This is a genomic window from Streptomyces sp. NPDC051822 (assembly GCF_044452745.1).
Classification (GTDB): Bacteria; Actinomycetota; Actinomycetes; order Streptomycetales; family Streptomycetaceae; genus Streptomyces.
Window position 1 is genome coordinate 1 of record NZ_JBITBZ010000006.1, and the last position, 19,816, is coordinate 19,816.

At 72.6% G+C, this 19,816-nt stretch carries 17 protein-coding genes; 9 read left to right on the plus strand and 8 right to left on the minus strand.

Annotated features, from left to right (window positions below):
* From ACIA8N_RS19595 to ptsP, 3 genes are all read left to right on the plus strand, one after another.
* The coding region (locus ACIA8N_RS19595; RefSeq protein WP_365787882.1) for a hypothetical protein at positions 1-225 on the plus strand (225 nt) is incomplete at its 5' end.
* 312 nt (positions 226-537) lie between these two features.
* Entirely contained in the window at positions 538-987 is a 450-nt protein-coding gene (locus tag ACIA8N_RS19600) for a PTS glucose transporter subunit IIA (protein WP_365787884.1), read from the plus strand.
* A gap of 80 nt (positions 988-1,067) precedes the next feature.
* Entirely contained in the window at positions 1,068-2,738 is a 1,671-nt protein-coding gene (ptsP, locus tag ACIA8N_RS19605) for a phosphoenolpyruvate--protein phosphotransferase (RefSeq protein WP_365787892.1), read from the plus strand.
* Positions 2,739-2,810: 72 nt separating this feature from the next.
* Here ptsP and ACIA8N_RS19610 read toward each other — a convergent pair whose 3' ends face one another.
* Positions 2,811-3,704, minus strand: coding sequence for a hypothetical protein (locus ACIA8N_RS19610; protein WP_365787886.1), 894 nt, complete (start codon positions 3,702-3,704; stop codon positions 2,811-2,813).
* Between the two features lie 23 nt (positions 3,705-3,727).
* Positions 3,728-5,014 (minus strand): MFS transporter, encoded by a 1,287-nt coding sequence (locus tag ACIA8N_RS19615; RefSeq protein ID WP_365787888.1) that lies wholly within the window; start codon positions 5,012-5,014, stop codon positions 3,728-3,730.
* Positions 5,015-5,059: 45 nt separating this feature from the next.
* On the opposite strand from ACIA8N_RS19615, the gene ACIA8N_RS19620 reads away from it, so the two are divergent.
* Entirely contained in the window at positions 5,060-6,379 is a 1,320-nt protein-coding gene (locus tag ACIA8N_RS19620) for an aminotransferase class I/II-fold pyridoxal phosphate-dependent enzyme (RefSeq protein WP_365787890.1), read from the plus strand.
* Between the two features lie 176 nt (positions 6,380-6,555).
* On the opposite strand, the gene ACIA8N_RS19625 is transcribed toward ACIA8N_RS19620, so the two are convergent.
* Complete coding sequence (locus ACIA8N_RS19625; RefSeq protein WP_365783375.1) at positions 6,556-8,526, minus strand: acetoacetate--CoA ligase; 1,971 nt, start codon at positions 8,524-8,526, stop codon at positions 6,556-6,558.
* Positions 8,527-8,741: 215 nt separating this feature from the next.
* Between ACIA8N_RS19625 and ACIA8N_RS19630 the strand changes: the two genes are divergently transcribed.
* Entirely contained in the window at positions 8,742-11,219 is a 2,478-nt protein-coding gene (locus ACIA8N_RS19630) for a glycoside hydrolase family 31 protein (protein WP_365783377.1), read from the plus strand.
* A gap of 22 nt (positions 11,220-11,241) precedes the next feature.
* Here ACIA8N_RS19630 and ACIA8N_RS19635 read toward each other — a convergent pair whose 3' ends face one another.
* On the minus strand, positions 11,242-11,763 hold the full coding sequence (locus ACIA8N_RS19635; protein ID WP_365783379.1) for an NUDIX domain-containing protein: 522 nt from the start codon (positions 11,761-11,763) through the stop codon (positions 11,242-11,244).
* A 59-nt stretch (positions 11,764-11,822) separates the two neighbouring features.
* Here ACIA8N_RS19635 and ACIA8N_RS19640 point away from each other — a divergent pair, with 59 nt between their 5' ends.
* The 3 genes from ACIA8N_RS19640 to ACIA8N_RS19650 all read left to right on the plus strand — a co-directional run bounded on the left by ACIA8N_RS19640 (position 11,823) and on the right by ACIA8N_RS19650 (position 14,361).
* Entirely contained in the window at positions 11,823-12,644 is an 822-nt protein-coding gene (locus tag ACIA8N_RS19640; RefSeq protein ID WP_365783381.1) for a M15 family metallopeptidase, read from the plus strand.
* A gap of 68 nt (positions 12,645-12,712) precedes the next feature.
* A complete protein-coding gene (locus ACIA8N_RS19645; protein WP_365783383.1) occupies positions 12,713-13,177 on the plus strand; it encodes a zinc ribbon domain-containing protein in 465 nt (154 codons plus the stop codon).
* A gap of 26 nt (positions 13,178-13,203) precedes the next feature.
* Positions 13,204-14,361: a lipid-transfer protein gene (locus ACIA8N_RS19650; RefSeq protein ID WP_365783510.1), complete on the plus strand. Its 1,158-nt coding sequence runs from the start codon at positions 13,204-13,206 to the stop codon at positions 14,359-14,361.
* A gap of 112 nt (positions 14,362-14,473) precedes the next feature.
* On the opposite strand, the gene ACIA8N_RS19655 is transcribed toward ACIA8N_RS19650, so the two are convergent.
* The 4 genes from ACIA8N_RS19655 to ACIA8N_RS19670 are packed head-to-tail and all read right to left on the minus strand — an operon-like array spanning position 14,474 to position 18,956.
* Entirely contained in the window at positions 14,474-15,079 is a 606-nt protein-coding gene (locus ACIA8N_RS19655; protein ID WP_365783385.1) for an ATP/GTP-binding protein, read from the minus strand.
* Positions 15,060-15,617 carry a DUF742 domain-containing protein gene (locus ACIA8N_RS19660; protein ID WP_365783387.1) on the minus strand — a complete coding sequence of 186 codons (558 nt, stop codon included), beginning with the start codon at positions 15,615-15,617 and terminating at the stop codon, positions 15,060-15,062. Before ACIA8N_RS19660 ends, ACIA8N_RS19655 begins: the two co-directional genes overlap by 20 nt.
* A 10-nt stretch (positions 15,618-15,627) precedes the next feature.
* Positions 15,628-16,074, minus strand: a complete 447-nt coding sequence (locus ACIA8N_RS19665; RefSeq protein ID WP_030204283.1) for a roadblock/LC7 domain-containing protein — start codon at positions 16,072-16,074, stop codon at positions 15,628-15,630.
* Positions 16,071-18,956, minus strand: coding sequence for a nitrate- and nitrite sensing domain-containing protein (locus tag ACIA8N_RS19670; protein WP_365783512.1), 2,886 nt, complete (start codon positions 18,954-18,956; stop codon positions 16,071-16,073). The genes ACIA8N_RS19665 and ACIA8N_RS19670 overlap by 4 nt, the downstream gene beginning before the upstream one ends.
* A 434-nt stretch (positions 18,957-19,390) precedes the next feature.
* Here ACIA8N_RS19670 and ACIA8N_RS19675 point away from each other — a divergent pair, with 434 nt between their 5' ends.
* Positions 19,391-19,765 carry a hypothetical protein gene (locus ACIA8N_RS19675; RefSeq protein WP_365783389.1) on the plus strand — a complete coding sequence of 125 codons (375 nt, stop codon included), beginning with the start codon at positions 19,391-19,393 and terminating at the stop codon, positions 19,763-19,765.
* The last annotated feature ends 51 nt before the right edge of the window (positions 19,766-19,816 follow it).

Genomic DNA, 19,816 nt, shown 5'->3' on the forward strand with positions numbered 1-19,816 from the left:
TCAACTAATCTGGCGTTGATTTTTGGCACGCTGTTGAGTTCTCAAGGAACGGACGCTTCCTTCGTACTCACCCTCTCGGGCTTTCCTCCGGGCTTTCCTCCGGGCTTCCCTTCGGTCTTTCGTGTTTCCAGCTTAGCAGACCCGATTTCTCGTTTTTGCCACCCGCTGGAGCGGGCTGCTGGGGCTGGAATTCGCTTTCGCGTTTTCCGTTCCCGGCGGGGTTGAACATTACCAGGCTTTCTCGGTCCCCCCGACCACATCCACTGCGAGCACGCAGAGGTGTAGACCACTGGGGTTAGGATCTGGCTTGATGGTTGCTGCCGACCCACGACTCAAAGTCGCGTTGGGGTCAGGCAGGAGTACGACAGTACATCCCACCGTCAGTAGAGGCAAATCGTTTCCGGTAGTCCCTAGCTCCGCCCAACTGGTACGTCTCGTGCGGAACCGGGACTTCTTATGACTTACGCTTCAGAACAGTACGCCGTCCAGGACAGGTAGTGACGGCGCCACACAATCTCCGCCCCTGGGAGGCTTCCCATGACAACCGTGACGTCGCCGCTTGCTGGACGCGCCATCGGTCTCGCCGCAGTTCCCGATCCGGTCTTCTCCGGTGCGATGGTCGGTCCCGGTACCGCCATCGATCCCGCACGTGAGCCTTCGGAGGTCGTCGCCCCCATCGACGGGGTCGTCGTCTCCATGCACCCGCACGCCTTCGTCGTCGTCGACGGTGAGGGGCACGGCGTCCTGACCCACCTCGGCATCGACACCGTCCAGCTCAACGGTGAGGGCTTCGAGCTGCTCGTCAACAAGGGCGACACCGTGACGCGCGGACAGGCCGTCGTGCGCTGGAACCCCGCCGCCGTCGAGGCCGCGGGCAAGTCCCCCATCTGTCCCATCGTGGCCCTGGAGGCCACCGCGGACTCGCTCTCCGACGTCGTCGACGACGGTGACGTGAAGGCCGGCGACGAGCTCTTCGGCTGGCGCTGAGCCGGATCGTCCTCGTGACGACCGCGAGTTCGACATTCAACGCGGCGGCGGATGCCGTCGCTCTATCGGAGACGGGTGAGATGGAGACAACGCTGCGAGGCGTCGGTGTCAGCCACGGTGTGGCGATCGGCGAGGTCCGGCACATGGGCACGGCGGTTCTCGAGCCGCCGGCCAAGCAGATTCCGGCGGACGAGGCGGAGCGCGAACAGGGGCGCGCCCGGCAGGCCGTCGAAGCTGTCGCTGCCGACCTGATTGCGCGCGGCAATCTGGCCGGCGGGGAGGCGCAGCACGTGCTGGAGGCCCAGGCGATGATCGCCCAGGACCCCGAGCTCATCGCCGATGTCGACCGCCGAATCGCCGTGGGCAGCACGGCCGAGCGCGGTATCTACGACGCCTTCTCGCACTACCGCGAGCTGCTCGCCGGTGCCGGTGAGTACATGGCCGGGCGCGTCGCCGACCTCGACGACGTGCGGAACCGGATCGTCGCGCGGCTGCTCGGTGTGCCGATGCCCGGCGTGCCGGACAGCGACGAGCCGTACGTGCTGATCGCTCGGGACCTCGCGCCCGCCGACACTGCGCTGCTCGACCCGACGCTGGTGCTCGGCTTCGTGACGGAGGAGGGCGGGCCGACCAGCCACAGCGCGATCCTGGCGCGGGCGCTGGGTGTGCCGGCGATCGTGGCGCTGCCGGGCGCGGGTGAGATCGCCGAGGGCACGCTCATCGCCGTCGACGGTTCGACCGGTGAGCTCTTCGTGGATCCGAGCGAGGAGAAGAAGGCGGAGCTGACGAAGGCCGCCGCCGCGCGCAAGGCCGCGCTGGCCACGTCCAGGGGTCCTGGTGCGACCTCGGACGGGCACAAGGTGCCGCTGCTCGCGAACGTCGGCGGTCCGGCGGACGTGCCGGCCGCGGTGGAGGCCGGTGCGGAAGGTGTCGGTCTCTTCCGTACGGAGTTCCTCTTCCTGGACGACAGCGAGAAGGCTCCGTCCGAGGAGAAGCAGATCGAGGCCTACCGCAAGGTGCTCGAGGCCTTCCCCGAGGGTCGGGTGGTCGTGCGGGTCCTCGACGCGGGCGCCGACAAGCCGCTGGACTTCCTGACGCCGGTGGACGAGCCGAACCCGGCGCTGGGTGTACGGGGTCTGCGGTCGCTGCTCGAGCACCCGGAGGTGCTGCGGACGCAGCTGACCGCGCTGGCGAAGGCGGCCGAGGGGCTGCCGGTGTACCTCGAGGTCATGGCTCCGATGGTGGCCGACCGTACGGACGCCAAGGCGTTCGCCGACGCGTGCCGTGAGGCCGGGCTGCGGGCGAAGTTCGGTGCGATGGTCGAGATCCCGTCGGCCGCGCTGCGGGCGCGCTCGATCCTCCAGGAGGTCGAGTTCCTGTCGCTGGGCACCAACGACCTGGCGCAGTACACCTTCGCGGCCGACCGGCAGGTCGGTGCGGTGTCGCGGCTCCAGGACCCGTGGCAGCCGGCGCTGCTCGACCTGGTGGCGATGTCCGCCGAGGCGGCCAAGGCCGAGGGCAAGAGCTGTGGCGTGTGCGGCGAGGCCGCTGCGGATCCGCTGCTCGCGTGTGTGCTGACGGGTCTGGGGGTCACCTCCCTGTCCATGGGTGCCGCGTCGATTCCGTACGTGCGGGCGACGCTGGCCAAGTACACGCTGGCGCAGTGCGAGCGGGCCGCGGCCGCGGCCCGTGCGGCGGACTCCGCGCACGAGGCGCGGGTGGCCGCTCAGGCGGTGCTGTCCGGGGAGTGATTTCCCGGGTGTGCTCGACGAAGGGGCTTTCCGTCACCGAGGTGACGGGGAGCCCCTTCGTCGTGGGCGGGGTCAGTGGTGGCTGGTCCAGTCGTCGTCGGGGGTAAGGGGGAATCCGGCGAGGTGGTCGACGCCCGGTTCCGGGGAGAGCGGCTCTCCGGTGCGGGCGTCGGTGCAGTAGGCGGCGAAGACCTCCGCCTCGGTGAGGGGGGTGAGGTCCCCGCCGGTGAGGCGCCAGCCGTGGAGTCGGTCGCGTTTGCCCGGGTCGCTGGTGCGCAGGACGACTCCGCCGGGTGCCCCGAGGGCGATGCCGGCGGCGAGTACGGCGGTGAACTCCGCGGCGGCGCCGTCGTCGACGGCCGGCGGGTGTGGCGTGCCGTGGGCGAGGAGGACCGCGACGAGCTGGTCGTCGGCGGCCTGGACGCTGCAGACGAGGTGGTGGGTGCCGGGGCCGGCGGCGTCGAGGAGACGCGCGAGGAGTCGGGCGGCCCGCTCGAAGGCGGCCTTGCCGGTGTCCTTGCCGCAGGTGGCGCAGTCGCCCGCGGTGGCGAGGACGGTGGTGGCGTACTCCCAGGTGGCGTGGCGGACGGCGGTGTCGACCAGCTCGGGCAGGAGGGTGCTGAGGGGTTGGCCGGTGTAGGTGACGTGGGCGCCGGTCGCGGCGAGGTGGGCGGTGAAGCGGCTGCGGCTGGTGGGGTGGTCGGGGTCGAGGGCGGTCTCGGCGCACCAGGCCGCGTACTCCTCGGGGTCGAAGAGGGTGACGGTGGTGTGGCCGCCCTGGGTGGCGAGGGTCCTGAGGAGGGCCTCGACCTGTCGGAGGTAGGTGGTGTGGTCGTCGAAGGCGAAGGTCCGGTACCGGCGCATGGCCGCGAAGTCGTGCTCGTCGGCGAGGAGGCCGACGGTGCTGGGGACTTCGCGGCGCAGGGCGCGCCGGAGGTGTGCCTGGGTGGTGCCGGTCCGTGTCATGTCTCCCCCTGGTGACGGTCCGATCAGTGCTCACTCACCGTAACCGTCGGCACTGACAGTGACGGATCGGGGAGGCGTCGGCGGACGAGGCGGCTCTGTGCGCCGCAGGTGGCGACGAGTGCGGCGCCGAGGAAGGGCCAGCCGAGGGGGCCCGCGGAGACGAGGCCGGTCATGAGGAGGGGGCCGACGAAGCGCTGGGTGGACTGGGCGAGTCCGTGGGCTCCGAGGTAGGCGCCCTGGGCGTCGTCGGGGGCCAGGGCGACGGAGATCTCCCAGGACGCGAGGGTGTGGATCATCTCGGCGAAGGTGAGGGCGACGGCGGCGGTGATCAGGGCGGCGATGGCGAGGGTGCGGCCGCCGAGGGCGGAGACGGTGAGGGCGAGCGTGCCGACGGCGAAGAGGCCCGCGAGGGGGGCGAGGAGGCGCCGGGCGGCTTCGGTGGAGGAGCCGAAGCGGGCGAGGGGGACCTGGAAGAGCACGACGAGGACGCTGTTGGCGACCATCAGGAGCGGGGCGAGGCCGACGGGGGCGTCGGTGGCGTGGACGATCCAGAGGGGCATGGCGACCTGGAGGATCGAGTCGTGGAGGAAGAAGACGGCGTCGCCCGTGGTGAAGGCGAGGAAGCCGCGGTCGCGCCAGGGGCTGGAGGGCTTGGTGGCGGGGACCCGGTCGGTGGAGGTGGCGGCGATCCGGGAGGTGGTGGGGGCGGGCGGTTCGGCACAGCGGAGGGTGAGGGCCGCCATCACGAGGTAGGAGAGGGCGTCTCCTATGAGGAGGAGGTGGAAGGCGGTGGTGGTGCCGACGGCGAGTGCGGCGGCGGCGCCGAGTCCGCCGAGGGTCCAGCCGAGGTTGGAGGTGGTGCGGTTGATGGCCTGGTAGCGGATGCGGTCGGGGCCGGCGATCCGTGCGGCGTAGAGCTTGGTGAGGACGTTGGTGGCGCGGTCGGGGAGGGCGCCTGCCGCCGAGAAGAGGACGAGCAGCAGGTAGTCGTCGGTGGTGAGGAGGGCCAGGAGGGCCGCTGCGCGCAGCAGTTGGGTGCAGATGATGACGCGGACGAGGGGGAAGCGGTCGGCGAGGCGTCCGCCGAGGGGGGCGCCGGCGATGCCGACGGCACCCGAGACGGCGATCAGAAGGCCGACCTGGCCGAGGCCGAGGCCGGTGACGTAGGTGAAGTAGAGGGCCATGGCCGTGGACCAGAGTCCGGTGCCGCACTTGTCGATGAAGCCGATGACGAGCATGCGGCGGCCGTCGGGGCCTCCGGGGATGCGGGTCTTGAAGGGTGTTCGGGCGGATCGGGTGGAGCGGCTCATGGGTCCCCCTTGCCAACTACTTTGTATTGATACATAATTGATTACGTGGCAGCACAATATGCGATCGAGGGCATGACGGCCAAGGCGATTGCCGCGTCCGTGGAGCGGGGCGTGACCGAGGGCGGGCTCTCCCCCGGCGACGCCCTGCCTCCCGTGCGGCGGCTCGCCGACGCGCTGGGGGTGAGTCCCGGAACGGTGGCGACGGCGTACAAGGAACTGCGGCAGCGGGGGCTGATCGTCACGATGGGCCGGGGCGGAACCGTGGTGGCGGAGGTTCCGTCGGTGGCCTCGCGGCGCCCGCCGCGCGTGCCCGAAGGCCTGGTGGATCTGGCCGGCGGCCATCCGGACCCGGCCTTCCTTCCCGTACTGCGGCCGCCGTCGGCGCTCGCCCCGGTGTACGGGTCCCACCGGGCCGCGCCTCGCCTCGCCGCGCTCGAAGCGCTCACGCGCGCGTGGTTCGAGCGGGACGGCGTGCCCGCGCGGCACGTGACGTTCGCGCACGGGGCCTTGGACTGCATCGCACGGCTCCTGTCGACGGAGCTGCGGCCCGGCGACGCGGTGGCCGTGGAGGACCCCGGGTTCCACCATCTGCTGGATCTCGTACCGGCGTTGGGTCTGCGGATCGTTCCCGTGGCCGTGGACGGCGAGGGGCTCGTACCGGAGGCGCTGCGGACGGCGCTGCGGGGCGGGGTGCGCGCGGTGGTGTGCAGCCCGCGGGGGCAGTGTCCGACCGGGGCGTTCTTCACGCGGTCGCGGCGGGACGACCTCGTGGCGGTGCTCAGGGAGTTCCCTGAGGTGCTGGTCGTCGAGGACGACCACAACGCCGAGGTCGGCGGGGCCGCGGCGCACACGCTCGCGGCGGCGGGGCTCGACCGGTGGGCGCAGGTGCGGACCGCGTCGAAGCATCTCGGGATCGACCTGCGGTGGGCCGGGGTCGCGTGCGACGCGGTGACGCTGGCGCGGCATGACAGGCGGATGCTGATGACATCCGGCTGGGTCAGCCACGTCCTCCAGGAGACGGTGGCGGACCTGTTCGCCGACAGGTCGGTGAGCGGGCTCGTGGCCGCGGGCGAGGCGGCGTACGCGGAGCGGCGCGCTGCTCTGGTCGGCGCGCTCGGGGCGTACGGGATCCGGGCGGTCGGTGCGAGCGGGCTGAACGTGTGGGTGCCGGTGCGGGACGAGTCGGCGGTGGTCAACGGCCTGCGGACGCAGGGCTGGTGGGTCGCCGCGGGTGCGCGGTTCCGGATCGCGGCCCCGCCCGCGGTGCGGATCACGACGGCGACGCTCGCGCCCGGTGACGCGGTGCGTCTCGCGGCGGACTTCGCGGCGGTGCTCGGGGACGGGCAGGCGACGTACGGGGGGTGAGACCGGGACGCTCGGGGGGGGGGGGGCGGGGGGGGGGGGGGGGGGGGGGGCGGGGGGGGGGGGGGCCCCGGCCCCCCCCCCCCCGGGGGGCCCCCCCCCCCCGGGGGGGGGGGGGGGGGCGTCACGTCCTGGGGCCCCGATCCTGTCGGATCGGGGCCCCAGGACGTGACCGTGTCTCAGCCGCGGCGGTTGGCGGCCAGGGTCTCGTAGAAGTGGAGGAGACCGAGGTCGTCGACCGAGCCGGCGTTGACCGCCTTGGCCAGGGGGGTTCCCTGGAGGAGGCGCTTGACCGGGACCTCGATGCGCTTTCCGGTGAGGGTGTGGGGGACGCCGGGGACCTCGATGATCTCGTCGGGGACGTGGCGCGGGGACAGTTCGCTGCGGATCGTCCGCTTGATGCGGGCGATCAGCTCGTCGTCGAGGGCGGCGCCTTCCACGAGGTGGACGAAGAGCGGCATCCAGTAGCCGCCGTCCGGCTCTTCCAGACCGATCACGAGGGATTCACGGATCTCGGGGAGGCGCTCCACGGCCTCATAGATATCGGCGCTTCCCATGCGCACGCCCTGGCGGTTCAGGGTGGAGTCGGAACGGCCGTGGATGACGACCGAGCCGTGGTCGGTGATCGTGATCCAGTCGCCGTGGCGCCAGACACCCGGGAACATCTCGAAGTAGCTGTCGCGGTAGCGGCTGCCGTCGGGGTCGTTCCAGAAGTGGATCGGCATGGACGGCATGGGGTTGGTGACGACGAGTTCGCCGACCTCGCCGACGACGGGCTTGCCCGAGGGGTCCCAGGCCTGGAGGTCGGTGCCGAGGCCCGCCGCCTGGAGCTCGCCGATGTGGACAGGGAGGGTGGGGACGGCTCCCGCGAAGCAGGAGCAGACGTCGGTCCCGCCGCTGACGGAGGCGATCCAGAGGTTCTCGCGGACCTCGTCGTGGAGCCAGCGGAAGCCGTCGGGAGGCAGCGGCGAGCCGGTGGTGGCGACGCACTTCACTGCCGAGAGGTCGAAGTCGCGGCCGGGGTGCACGTCCGCCTTGGCGCAGGCCATGACGTACGCGGCGGAGGTGCCGTACAGGGTGGCGCGGGTGCGTTCGGCGACGCGCCACTGGGCCGCGGTGTCCGGGTAGCCGGGGCTGCCGTCGTACAGGACGACGGTCGTGCCGGTGAGCAGGCCGGAGACGAGGAAGTTCCACATCATCCAGCCGGTGGACGTGTACCAGAAGAACACGTCCTCGGGCCCGAGGTCGCAGTGCAGGCCCAGCTGCTTGACGTGCTCGACGAGGATGCCGCCCTGGGACTGGACGATCGCCTTCGGGAGGCCGGTCGTGCCGGAGGAGTACAGGACCCACAGCGGGTGCGAGAACGGGACCTGCTCGTAGACCGGCTCCACGTCCGCGGCCACCAGGTCGTCCCAGGCGAGGGTCCCCTCGGGGGCCGGGGTGCCGAGCAGCGGGATGTGGACGACCGCGCGGAGGGTGGGCAGCTCGGCGCGGAGTTCGGCGACGGTGTCGCGGCGGTCGTGCTCCTTGCCTCCGTAGCGGTAGCCGTCGACGGTGAAGAGGACGACCGGCTCGACCTGCTGGAAGCGGTCGAGGACGCTGCGGGCGCCGAAGTCCGGGGCGCACGAGGTCCACACGCCGCCGACGGCCGCGGTGGCGAGAAGGGCCACGACGGACTGCGGGACGTTGGGCAGGTAGCCGCTGACCCGGTCGCCGGGGCGCACGCCGAGGGCTCGGAGTTCGGCGGCGAGGGAGCCGACCTGCCGGCGGAGCTCGGCCCAGGTGGTGGGCGCGGGCTCATGTGTCTCGTCCACATGGAGCAGGGCCGTGTCATGGGGGCGCTCGGCCGCGGCGCGCAGGGCGTGCTCGGCGTAGTTGAGGGTGGCCCCGGGGAACCAGTCGGCGCCCGGCATCGACCGGTCGCCGAGGACCCGCTCGGGCGGGGTGGAGAAGCGGATGTCGAACCACTCGACGACCGCCTGCCAGAAGGCTTCGAGCTCGTCGACCGACCAGCGGTGGAGCGCCGGGTATCCGCCCGCGGCCGGGGCGCCGTGGTGTTCGGCCGCCCAGCTCTGGAAGCGGGTGACGGCGGCCGTGGCGATGCGTTCCTCGTCCGGCTGCCAGAGCGGATCGGTCTGCGCTGATGTCATTGGGGCGGCTCCCTGGCTGTACGCGGGGTCGGCGTGTGTCCCGCGCACGTGCTGGGGTGTGCGCGTGACGCGGCTGACAGGACGATGCCATGTGATCGCCGTTCGCACCAGGTCTGCCCACCCATGGTCGGGGAGTTGAATATGTGCTCCCACCACGGGTGAACGGAAGTTGAACGCAGCTCGTATCGCCCCAGGTGGGTGGCAGGGTGAGCCGTATGGACGGTCGTGAACTACTGCGTTCGGTGAAGGTCTTCGGTTCGGTGCGGGGATGGCGGACAGTGCGGGCGGCGTGGCGGCAGCGCCGTACGGACTCGTGGGGGCTGCCGCCGAGGGGGCCGGAGCGGGCCCGCGTGCCGGGGCTCGCGACGGGGGCCGAGGCCGCACCGGGTGGGGGGACCATCCGGTTCGCGCGGTCCTCGCTGAGGATCTGTGTGTCCTCGGGGGGCACCGTGTTCTGGGGGTGGGACGGGGCCGGGCCGCTTCCCTCGTACGCGTTGACCGGCGAGGCACCCGACCCGGACCCTCGGGCCTCCCTCGAACCGGACACCGACGGCGGCTGGCGGATCGTGTCCGAGCGGGTGACCGTGGCGGTCTCCCGGCACGGGGCGGTGGAGGTCAGGACACCGGGCGGCGTGATGCTGCGCCGTGACCTGCCGCCGCGCTGGTGGGAGCCGGTGGCGGGCGGGGCGCCGGCCGGAGGTCCCGGCGCCATGGCGGTCACGGCCGAGCCCGGCGTGCGGGCGGCGGGGAGGGGTGCCGGAGAGCAGGTGGCGGGAACGGGTGCGAGCGAGCACGTGGTGGGAACGGGTGCCGGTGGGGCGCGCTGGGTGCAGCGCAGCGAGGTGCCGGCGGACGCGCGGTTCTTCGGCCTCGGCGGGCGGTCGGCGGGCCCGCGGCTGCGGGGCGGTTCGTACCGGCTGTGGAACACCGACCCGAAGGGGAGATTCGGTCCGGGGGACGATCCCCTGTACCTGACGATGCCCGTCCAGTTCGTCGTGTCCGACGCGGGGACCCACCTGGCGTTCCACGACAACTCCTGGGACGGCCGGGTCACCCTGGCGGAGGGCGAGGAAGGGGCGGGATCGGGGCACGACCGGCCGGGCACCAGCGAGGTCCGCATGGAGGGCGGGCCGCTGCGCTGCTGGGTGGTGGTCGGCACCCCCGCGCGCGTGCTGCACGGCTGGGCGGCCCTGACGGGCGCTCCGGCGCTGCCGCCGGACTGGGCGCTCGGGCCGCAGCACGCGCGCTGGGGGTTCGGCAGCGCGCGGGAGGTGCGCCGCGTGGTGGCCGGGTACCGGGAGCGGGGTCTCCCGCTGTCCGCCGTGCATCTGGACATCGACCACTACGACGCGCACCGGGTGTTCACGGTCGACCGTGAGCGGTTCCCCGATCTGCCGGGCCTCGCGGCGGAACTGCGGGAGCAGGGCGTACGGCTCGTGTCGATCGTGGACCCGGCCGTGCACGCCGAACCGGGGAACGCCGTGTACGACGCCGGTCGGGCCGCGGACGTCTTCGTCAGGGACCCGCGCGGCGGGGAGGTTCGCGGGGTGGTGTGGCCGGGCGAGTGCGCCTACCCGGACTTCACCGATCCGGCGGTACGGGAGTGGTGGGGCGGCCTGTACGAGGAGCGGCTCCGGCAGGGCTTCGCCGGCGTGTGGCACGACATGAACGAGCCGGTCTCCTTCACCCCGTTCGGGGACATGACGCTGCCCCGGTCGGCACGGCACTCCCTGGAGGGCCGGGGAGGCGATCACCGGGAGGCGCACAACGTGTACGGGCTCGCGATGGCGCGCGCCGGGTACGAGGGGCTGCTCCGGCTGCGGCCCGACGAGCGGCCGTTCCTCTTCTCGCGTTCGGGATGGGCGGGCATGCAGCGCTACGGGGGCACCTGGTCGGGCGACGTGTCGACGGGGTGGCCGGGGCTTCGGGCCTCGCTCGCCCTCGTCCTGGGGCTCGGACTGTGCGGGGTGCCGTACTCGGGGCCCGACGTGGGCGGCTTCGACGGCAGCCCGACTCCGGAGCTCTTCCTGCGCTGGTACCAGCTGGGGGCGTGGCTTCCGCTGTTCCGTACGCACGCGGCGATCGACGCGGGGCGGCGCGAACCGTGGGAGTTCGGTCCGGAGGTCCTCGAGCACGCGCGCGTGGCGCTGGCCGAGCGGGAGCGGCTTCGTCCGTACTTCACGACCCTGGCCCGGCTGGCCCGGATGACGGGCGCGCCGTACGTGCGTCCGCTGTGGTGGGGGACGCCCGAGGACCGGGTGCTGCGCGACTGCGAGGACGCGTTCCTGCTCGGGGACGCGCTCCTCGTGGCGCCGGTCCTGTCGCGGGGTGCCGACCGGCGGGCCGTGCGGCTGCCCCGGGGGCGCTGGTACGACACGGCGACCGGGCGGGCCTACGAGGGGCCGGGGCAGGTGCTGCTCGACGCGCCCCTCTCCCGGATCCCGGTCCTCGCACGGGCGGGGGCGGTGCTGCCGGTGCGGGGCGAGGACGGTGAACTCGCCCTGGAGGTCTGGGCTCCCGCCGCGGGGCGGACGGGCGGCGGGCTCGTCGTACGGGACGCGGGGGACGGCTGGGAGACGGCCGAGATCGAGCGGTACCAGTCACGGCTCACGGACGGGCGGGTGGTCGTCGAGCGGGTGACGGACGGTGGGGTGGAGGCGGTGGGGCTGCCGGTGGTGGTGCGGGGGGTGTGAGAGGGACCCCGTACCCGAACCGTCACCCGTAGGCGCCGCCGAACCACTTTCGTACCGCCTCCGTGTGGAGCGGGAAGGCCAGTTCCACCGGGGCGTGGAGAACGTGGTGGCCGCTCGTCTCGTCCGTCGGGGCCGAGGGCGGTAGCGCGGTGGCCGGGCGCGGCGGGAGGAGGCCGAAGAGGAGGAGGTGGCCGCCCGGGGAGCTCATCGCGTCGGCGAGGCGGACCTCCTCGGCGGTGGCCTGGATGCCGGTCTCCTCGCGCAGTTCGCGGGCGACGGCGGCGCGCCAGTCCTCGCCGTGGTCGATGAAGCCGCCGGGCAGGGCGACCCCGCCTCGCGCGGGTTCGATGGTGCGGGTGATGACCACGAGACCCGTACCCGCCGCTTCGTCCGTGACGGGGAGCAGGGCGACGGCGACGGGCAGGGGGTTGCGGTAGGCGGTGTGGCCGCAGGACCGGCAGGTGCGCGGCCAGCCGGCGTCGACCGGGTGGGCGGCGCCGCAGCCGGAGCAGTGCGAGTCGGGTGAGTTCGGGGAGTCCTTCACGCGCTCGACCGTATGCGATCACCCTTTCCCGGCGCTGCCGGAACTGATAGACGGGGCGCATGACAGGACTCGCTACCGCCATCCGTACCCTCGCCGTCACGGCCGCGGCCGGGCTGCTCGCCGTCACGGGCGCCGTGGCCGCCCCCGCTCCCCCGGCGTCGGCCGCGCCGGAGCCGAAGGCCCCGCCGGAGTTCGTGGCCCTCGCCTCCGTGGACCGGACGATCGTCCAGGAGATGCGCTACACGACGGCTCACAACTTCGTGGGTGAGCCGATCGACGGCTACCGGCAGCCGTTGTGCATTCTGACCCGGCAGGCCGCCGAGGCGCTGCATCGCGCTCAGGTGCGCCTGCTGGCCCGGGGCTACACGCTGAAGGTGTACGACTGCTACCGGCCGCAGCGAGCCGTGGACCACTTCGTGCGCTGGGCGAAGGACCTGGCGGACGAGCGGACGAAGGAGGAGTTCTATCCGGACGTCGACAAGTCGAGGCTGTTCGCCGACGGTTACATCGCGGAGAAGTCGGGGCACAGCCGGGGCTCGACGGTGGACCTGACGATCGTGCGGCTGCCGGCCCTCCCCACGCGCGCGTACGTGCCGGGCGAGAAGCTGGTGGAGTGCTACGCGCCGCAGGAGGAACGGTTCCCCGACAACTCCGTGGACATGGGGACCGGGTACGACTGCTTCGACACGCTCTCGCACACCGACGACCCGAGGATCCAGGGGGCGCAGCGGGCCAACCGGCAGCTGCTCAAGGGGGTGCTCGCCGAGCAGGGGTTCGTGAACCTGCCGGAGGAGTGGTGGCACTTCACCTTCAAGCCGGAGCCGTTCCCGAGCACGTTCTTCGACTTCCCGGTGGCGCGGAGGTCGGTGACCGGGCGTTGAGCCCTTCTCAGTACCGGCCTCCCGTGGCACACTTCTGACGCTTCGTCAGGTGACGGGAGGGCGGCTCGATGACACGGACCCGCAGGCCGGTGGTGGCCCGATGGTTCACCGACGACACCGGGCCGGAGGCGGAGTTCCGGCTGCTCGGGACCCGTTGCACGGCCTGCGCGTCGGTCTTCTTCCCGCGCGAGGACGACTGGTGCCGGAATCCCGGCTGCCCGGGCGGCGGCACACTCGCCGAGGTGCCGCTCTCCCCGCGCGGCCGAATCTGGTCGTACACCGACGGGCGGTACCGTCCGCCCGCCCCGTACGTCTCCGATCCGGACGTGCCCTGGGAGCCGTACACGCTCGTCGCCGTCGAGCTGGCGGCCGAGGCGATGGTGGTCCTCGGGCAGGCCGCGCCCGGCGTGACGACGGACGATCTCGCCGTCGGGGCGGAGGTCGAGGTGGTGCCCGGGGTGCTGAACGAGGACGACCGGCACACCTGGACCACCTGGCACTGGCGGCCCGTCGCGCGGGAGGAGCGGTCGTGAACGACATCGCCGTCCTCGGGGCCGGGATGCACCCCTGGGGCAAGTGGGGGCGGAGTTTCGTCTCCTACGGGACGGCCGCCGCCCGGTCCGCGCTCGCCGACGCCGGACTGGAGTGGAGCGACATCGGCTCGATCGTCGGCGCCGACACCGTGCGGTGCGGATACCCGGGGTACGTGGCGGGGGCGACGTTCGCGCAGGCCCTCGGGTGGCAGGGCGCGCGGGTCACCAGCGTCTACGCCGCCTGCGCCTCGGGCGCGCAGGCCATCGGGACCGCACGGGCCCAGATCCTGGCCGGCCTGGCGGACGTGGTCCTGGTCGTCGGCGCGGACGCGACGCCGAAGGGGTTCTTCGCGCCGGCCGGCGGCGAACGCCCCGACGACCCGGACTGGCTGCGGTTCCGGGTGCTCGGGGCGACCAATCCCGCGTACTTCGCGCTCTACGCACGCCGCCGGATGGCCCTGTACGGCGACACCGCCGAGGACTTCGCCCTGGTGAAGGTCAAGAACGCGAAGGCCGGCGCGCTCAACCCGCTGGCCCGGTACCGCAAGCCGGTGACCGCCGAGGAGGTCGCGGCCTCCGCCGTCGTCGCCGATCCGCTGCGGCTCCTCGACATCTGCGCCACCTCGGACGGGGGCGCCGCGCTCGTCCTGTCCAGCATGGAGTTCGCGCGCCGCCACGGGCACGCCGACCCGGTGCGGGTCCGGGCCGTGTCGACGGTCTCCCCCACGTACCCGAAGGCGGTCCTCGATCTCCCCGACATCGCGACGGACTCGGCGGCGGCCGTGAGCCCGGCCGGCCGTACCTTCCGCGCGTCCATCGCCCGCGCCGCCTACGAGGAGGCGGGGATCGGTCCCGACGACCTGTCGCTCGCGGAGGTGTACGACCTGTCGACCGCCCTGGAACTGGAGTGGTACGAGGACATCGGCCTGTGCGCCGCGGGCGAGGGCGCCAAGCTGTTGCGGGACGGGGCGACAGCCCTGGGAGGGCGCGTTCCGGTCAACACCAGCGGCGGCCTCGCCTCGTTCGGGGAGGCGGTGCCCGCGCAGGCGATCGCTCAGGTCTGCGAGCTGACCTGGCAGCTGCGGGGTACGGCGGGCGGGCGGCAGGTGCCTGGCGCGCGGGTAGGCATCACCGCGAACCAGGGCCTGTTCGGGCACGGGTCGGCGGTGGTGGCGGTGCGCTGAGGGCCCGCCCGGGAAGGGGCGGGCCCCAGGGCCTCTCGTCCGGACGGGGCCGGATCGAACCGGATCAGGCCGGGTCGGCCGGATCAGGCCGGGTCGGCCGGATCAGGCCGGATCAGGGGGCGGCCGTCGGGTGGCCCTGGTCGGCGAGGACGAGGGCGTGCTGGACGACGGCCACGAGGACGTTCTTCACGGACTCGCGGTCCCGGGCGTCGCACATCACGAGCTCCACCTCGGGATCCAGGTCGAGTGCCCCGCGCACGCTCTCCGCGGGGAAGCGCTGGGCGCCCTCGAAGCAGTTGACGGCCACCGTGAACGGGATGCCGCGCCGCTCGAAGTAGTCGATGGCCGCGAAGCTGTCCTCCAGGCGGCGGGTGTCGGCGAGGACGACCGCGCCGAGCGCGCCCTGTGCCAGCTCGTCCCAGAGGAACCAGAAGCGGTCCTGGCCGGGGGTGCCGAACAGGTACAGGACGAGGTCCTCGCGGAGGGTGATCCGGCCGAAGTCCATGGCGACCGTGGTGGTCGTCTTGGCCTCGACGCCGTGCAGGTCGTCGACGGGCCGCCCCGCCTCGCTGAGGATCTCCTCCGTCCGCAGGGGCCGGATCTCGCTGACCGCGCCCACAAGCGTCGTCTTGCCGACCCCGAACCCGCCCGCGACGAGGATCTTCAGGGTCACCGGCTCGACGTACTGCTTCTTGCGGCTAGAGCGCCCGAAGGCCATTGATCACCTCGCGGAGAATGCTCACGTCCGGCAGCTCGGCCGGCGGAACGGGGCGGGTCACATGGACGAGTTCGTCCTCGACGAGGTCGCCGACGAGCACCCGGACCACCCCGACGGGGAGGTCGAGTCCTGCGGCGAGCTCGGCGATCGACTGGGGCTGCTCGAAGCAGCGCTCGACGATCTCCACGTGCTCGGGGGAGAGCGTCTGGTCCCGGCCGGGGTCGTCGGCGGCGGGTTCGGGAACGACGAGCGCGATGAGGTCGAGCCGGTGGCGGGTGGCGGCGCTCGTCCGGCCGCGGGTCATCGCGTACGGACGGACCACGGGACCGGCCTCGTCGTCGAACCAGTGGGGGTGGTCCGGGGTCGTCGGACCGTCCTCCTTCGCGCCGTACGGTGCGTAGGCCGCGTACGGCTCGCTCGAACCGTACGCCGTGTACGGCTCGCTCGATCCGTACGACCCGTTCGGCCCGTACGACTCGTCCGGCCGGCCCGGCCGGTCGGGTCCGTTCAGCTGGTTCCGCTCGGCTGCGTCACTCATGCCGTCCCGCTCACCCTCCCGAGGGACCGGTCCGGGGGGCCGTCGCGAGGTGGGCCCCGACCCGCTTCACCATCAGCGTCATCTCGTAGGCGACCTGACCGACGTCGGAGTCGGCGTCCGCGAGCACCGCCAGGCAGCTGCCGTCGCCGGCGGCCGTGACGAAGAGGAAGGCGTCCTCCAGCTCGACGACCGTCTGGCGGACCTTGCCCGCCTCGAAGTGGCGGCCGACGCCCTTGGCGAGGCTGTGGAAGCCGGAGGCCACGGCGGCCAGGTGCTCGCCGTCCTCCCGGGACAGATCCTGGGAGGCACCGGTGGGGAGGCCGTCGCTGGAGAGCACCAGGGCCTTGCGGATCGACCCGACGCGCTGGACGAGTTCGTCGAGGAGCCAGTTCAGCTCGCCGTTTCCGTGGCCGTGGCCGGAGGTGGTGCTGGGTGCTGCGGCGTTCGGTGCGGTCATCGACCGTCCCCCTCGGGTGTCGTTCCTTGTGCTGTCGGGTCGTCCGGGTCGGCGTTGTGCCGTCGTCCGCGCTGCCAGCCGCGCTGCATGGCGGCCATGCGGGCGCGTACCTCCTCGGCGTCGCGCTCGAAGGAGTCGGGGTCCGCGGGCGAGGTGCCGCCGCTCGTACGGGGTTCGGCGGTCCGTCCCGTACCGCGGTCGGCGGGGCCGTCGGTCGCGCGCAACTGCGGCGCGAGGCTCGCCTGCCGGACGCGACGGGGCAGCCCGGCGAACGGCTCCGGGCCCTCCGGCGGCACGGGACCGTCCGGTGGTACGGAACCCTCCGGGGGGACGGGGAAGAGCGCCGGGCCGGGTCCACGCTGGGTTCCCGCCGGGGCGTCCCGCCCGGAGTCCTGGGCGAACCGGCCCGTGGCCCCGGGGTGCTCGGTCGTACGGCCGGGAGTCGGGTGGTCACGGCCGGCGGGCGCCGCGTCCGGGGCGGGCAACTGGTGGTCCCTGGCGTCCTGGAGCGGGTGCGGCCGGTTCGGTGCGTCGACGCGGCGGCCGTGGTCGACGACGAGCGTCGGGGTGCGGCGGCGCGGCAGCGGTACGGGGCCGCGGGCTCCCCCGTCGGCCGCCGGCTCCTGCTCGCCGTGACGGTTCGTCCGGTCATCGGCCTGCTGGTGCTGTTCACCGGCGGGGGCGAGTCCGGCGCGGCGCCTGCCACGGGGCAGGAAGAGACCGCCTCGCTCGCTCTCGGTGTCGAGCAGGTCCGCGGACCGGTCGAGGAGCGCGTCGAAGCCCTCGCCACCGATCGGTCCTTCGAGTTCCACGGGGCCGTCGAGCGGGCCGGGGACCTCGGTCACGTCCGGGACCCTGGCCAGCGCCGGGCGACGGATGGGCAGCGTGCCGGCGCCGGCCGTCCCGTCGTCGTCCGGGCCGGTGCGTTCGAGGGGCTTCTGGTCAAGGGTCTTGCGGTCCAGGCGGAAGCCGGCGCCCTGGGTCTCGGGCGCGTCGGTGAGCAGCGCGGCCGGGATGAAGACGACGGCGGTGGTGCCTCCGTACGGGGAGGTCTGGAGCGAGACGCGGACGTTCTGGCGCTGTGCGAGGCGGCTGACGACGAAGAGGCCGAGGCGGTCGGTGTCGGAGAGCTCGAACTCGGGGGTCTCGGCGAGCCGGAGGTTGGCGTCGAGCAGGGCGTCGGCGTTCATGCCGAGGCCCCGGTCGTGGATCTCCAGGGTGAAGCCGTTCGCGACCCGCTCGCCCAGCACCTGGACGGCGGTGTGCGGGGGCGAGTACACCGTGGCGTTCTCGAGGAGTTCGGCGATGAGGTGGGTGAGGTCGGCGACGGCGGGGCCGCCCACACCGAGGCGGGGCAGCCGGCGTACCTCGATCCGCTCGTAGTCCTCGACCTCGGCGACGGCGGCGCGGACGACGTCCATGAGCTGGACGGGCTTGCGCCACTGGCGGGAGGGGGCGGCGCCGGAGAGGATGACGAGGCCCTCGGCGTGGCGGCGCATACGGGTCGTGAGGTGGTCGAGCCGGAAGAGGTCGGCCAGTTCGTCGGTGTCCTCGGTGCGCCGCTCCATGGTGTCGAGGAGGGTGAGCTGGCGGTGGAGGAGGACCTGGTTGCGGCGGGCGAGGTTGACGAACACCTCGGAGACGCCGCGCCGGAGTTCCGCCTGTTTGACGGCGGCCTCGACGGCGGCGCGCTGGAGGGTGTTGAGGGCCTGGCCGACCTGACCGACCTCGTCCTCCCCGTAGGCCAGGTGGGGCACTTCGGTGCCGACGTCGACCTGCTCGCCGGCGGCGAGCCTCCGCATCACGCTGGGCAGCCGTACGCCGGAGACCTCCTGGGCCTCCTTCTGGAGGCGGCGCAGGTCGCGGACGAGTTCACGGCCGACGCGGACGGAGATGACGATCGAGGCGAGCAGGGCCAGGAAGCCGAGGACGCCGGCGACACCGGCCTTCAGCAGCACGCTGTACGCGGCGGGCTGGACCCTGTCCTGGTAGCGGTCGCCGGCGGCGGTGTTCTCGCGGGCCAGGTCGTCGAGGACGGGGCTCGCGTGGTCCTGCCAGTAGGCGGGGGTGACGGCGCGCGGGCTGTCGGTGGGGCCCGCGGCGATGATCGCGTTCTCGGCGGTGCGCAGCGGCCGGGTGTCGGGGCTGCGCCAGTACTGCTCGAAGCGCACGCGTTCGGCGGCGGGCAGGACTTCGAGGTTGACCTCGTAGAACTGCTCGCGGTTGGCGACGAGGTCGGATATCTCGCGTATCTCCTGCGCGGTGACGCGGTCGGCGACGAGCGCGGAGAGGACGAGGGCGTCCTCGCGGGAGAGCAGCTCGCGCGCGCGGGTGATGCCGACGAGGGCGCGGCCCTGCTTGTCCATCTCCACGTTCTCGAGGGCGTGGAGGGTGATGAGGAAGCTGTAGCAGGGGTCGACGAGCCGGTTGTAGAAGTCGAGGGCCTGCATCCGGCCGATGTCACGTTTCTCCACGGACCGGCGCAGGGAGGCGAGGCCGTCGAGCGCTTCGAGGAGGGAGGTGAGCCGCTGGGCGGTGACGGGCCGCATCTCCTCGCGTACACCGGGGTCTGCGGCGTTGGCCCGGATGCGGGCGATCTGCCGGTCGGTGGCGAGCCGGGTCTCGCGCAGCGAGCCGAGGGTCTCGGAGCCGCGGGGGTCGGCGAGGTAGATGAGGGACTGGCGGCGTTCGAGCTGGATGACCCGGGCCGTGTCCTCCAGGGGGTAGCCGACCTTGTCGACGATGTAGCCGACGTCGAGGAGTTGGTCGGCCTCGCGGCCGGTGAGGGCCGTGGCGAAACCCCACAGGCCGGTGAGGGAGACGAGCGGTACAAGCAGCAACGCCACGATCTTCCGGCGGATGGACTTCCCGCGAAAGCGCATGGCCTCCCCCAGCTCGGCCCCCGTGGCCACGGGGGTCCTTCACGTTCGTGACGTCCGGCGTCAACACGCGGCGTCAACTTCGAATTCCAACAAACGGCGGCGTGAGCCTACTACTGCATCACGGCCATTCCGAAGGCATGTCCGGGCTATTTTCAGCCGGTCGAGTGAGTGTTGATCATGAGATGTCCTGGTATTCGGGGAGTTGGGATCGGCCACTGTGGTGCAGGACACCTGATGGTGCGCCATTTCGCCCGCCTGCGGAGATGGCTGGAACTCTTCGTTCCGGTCCCGCCGGGCTCTGTTTCGCCCCGGGCGGGCGAAACCTTTTCCCTCTCTCGTGCGTCAATAGGTACGGGGCGGGTTCTGTCCGCGTAAAGGGGCTCAACACGGGCAGCCACTCCTGTAGTCGTTCAGTGGTGGGGAGTGACAGGACAATGGATTACGAGGCGCGGCGATCCGCGCGGCAGTTGTGGGTGGAGGACGAGCGAGGCCGGAGCCGGATGCCCGATCCGGTGCGTAACGCCGCGGTGAGAGCCGTGATGATCACATCGGTGACCCTCATCCTGGGATTGGTCGCCTTCTTCTGTTCGCTGGCGGGCTCCTGGCTGGCGTTTCCGATGACCATCAGCGCGGTGGTCTTCACCGTCGTGGCCACCTGGAGTGTCCTCGACGTCTGGATCACCCGTCAGGTCTGGCGACAGCGCAACGGCGTGGTGTCGGAGCCGAGCAGCACGGCCCGTCGGCCGCTGCGGGAGAAGCACGGGAAGAGCAGGGCGGAAGCGACGGCGTCGCTGTCCGAGGCCGCCTGAGCCGAGGACGATGCGAGAAGTGAGCGGCCCGGCCCCCGTCGAGGGGGTCGG

Coding starts and splice junctions, on each gene's coding strand:
- ACIA8N_RS19600 (WP_365787884.1), top strand. CDS start 538: ATGACAACCGTGACGTCGCCGCTTGCTGGACGCGCCATCGGTCTCGCC.
- ptsP (WP_365787892.1), top strand. CDS start 1,068: ATGGAGACAACGCTGCGAGGCGTCGGTGTCAGCCACGGTGTGGCGATC.
- ACIA8N_RS19610 (WP_365787886.1), bottom strand. CDS start 3,704: ATGACACGGACCGGCACCACCCAGGCACACCTCCGGCGCGCCCTGCGC.
- ACIA8N_RS19615 (WP_365787888.1), bottom strand. CDS start 5,014: ATGAGCCGCTCCACCCGATCCGCCCGAACACCCTTCAAGACCCGCATC.
- ACIA8N_RS19625 (WP_365783375.1), bottom strand. CDS start 8,526: ATGACATCAGCGCAGACCGATCCGCTCTGGCAGCCGGACGAGGAACGC.
- ACIA8N_RS19630 (WP_365783377.1), top strand. CDS start 8,742: ATGGACGGTCGTGAACTACTGCGTTCGGTGAAGGTCTTCGGTTCGGTG.
- ACIA8N_RS19640 (WP_365783381.1), top strand. CDS start 11,823: ATGACAGGACTCGCTACCGCCATCCGTACCCTCGCCGTCACGGCCGCG.
- ACIA8N_RS19645 (WP_365783383.1), top strand. CDS start 12,713: ATGACACGGACCCGCAGGCCGGTGGTGGCCCGATGGTTCACCGACGAC.
- ACIA8N_RS19650 (WP_365783510.1), top strand. CDS start 13,204: ATGCACCCCTGGGGCAAGTGGGGGCGGAGTTTCGTCTCCTACGGGACG.
- ACIA8N_RS19655 (WP_365783385.1), bottom strand. CDS start 15,079: ATGGCCTTCGGGCGCTCTAGCCGCAAGAAGCAGTACGTCGAGCCGGTG.
- ACIA8N_RS19660 (WP_365783387.1), bottom strand. CDS start 15,617: ATGAGTGACGCAGCCGAGCGGAACCAGCTGAACGGACCCGACCGGCCG.
- ACIA8N_RS19665 (WP_030204283.1), bottom strand. CDS start 16,074: ATGACCGCACCGAACGCCGCAGCACCCAGCACCACCTCCGGCCACGGC.
- ACIA8N_RS19670 (WP_365783512.1), bottom strand. CDS start 18,956: ATGCGCTTTCGCGGGAAGTCCATCCGCCGGAAGATCGTGGCGTTGCTG.
- ACIA8N_RS19675 (WP_365783389.1), top strand. CDS start 19,391: ATGGATTACGAGGCGCGGCGATCCGCGCGGCAGTTGTGGGTGGAGGAC.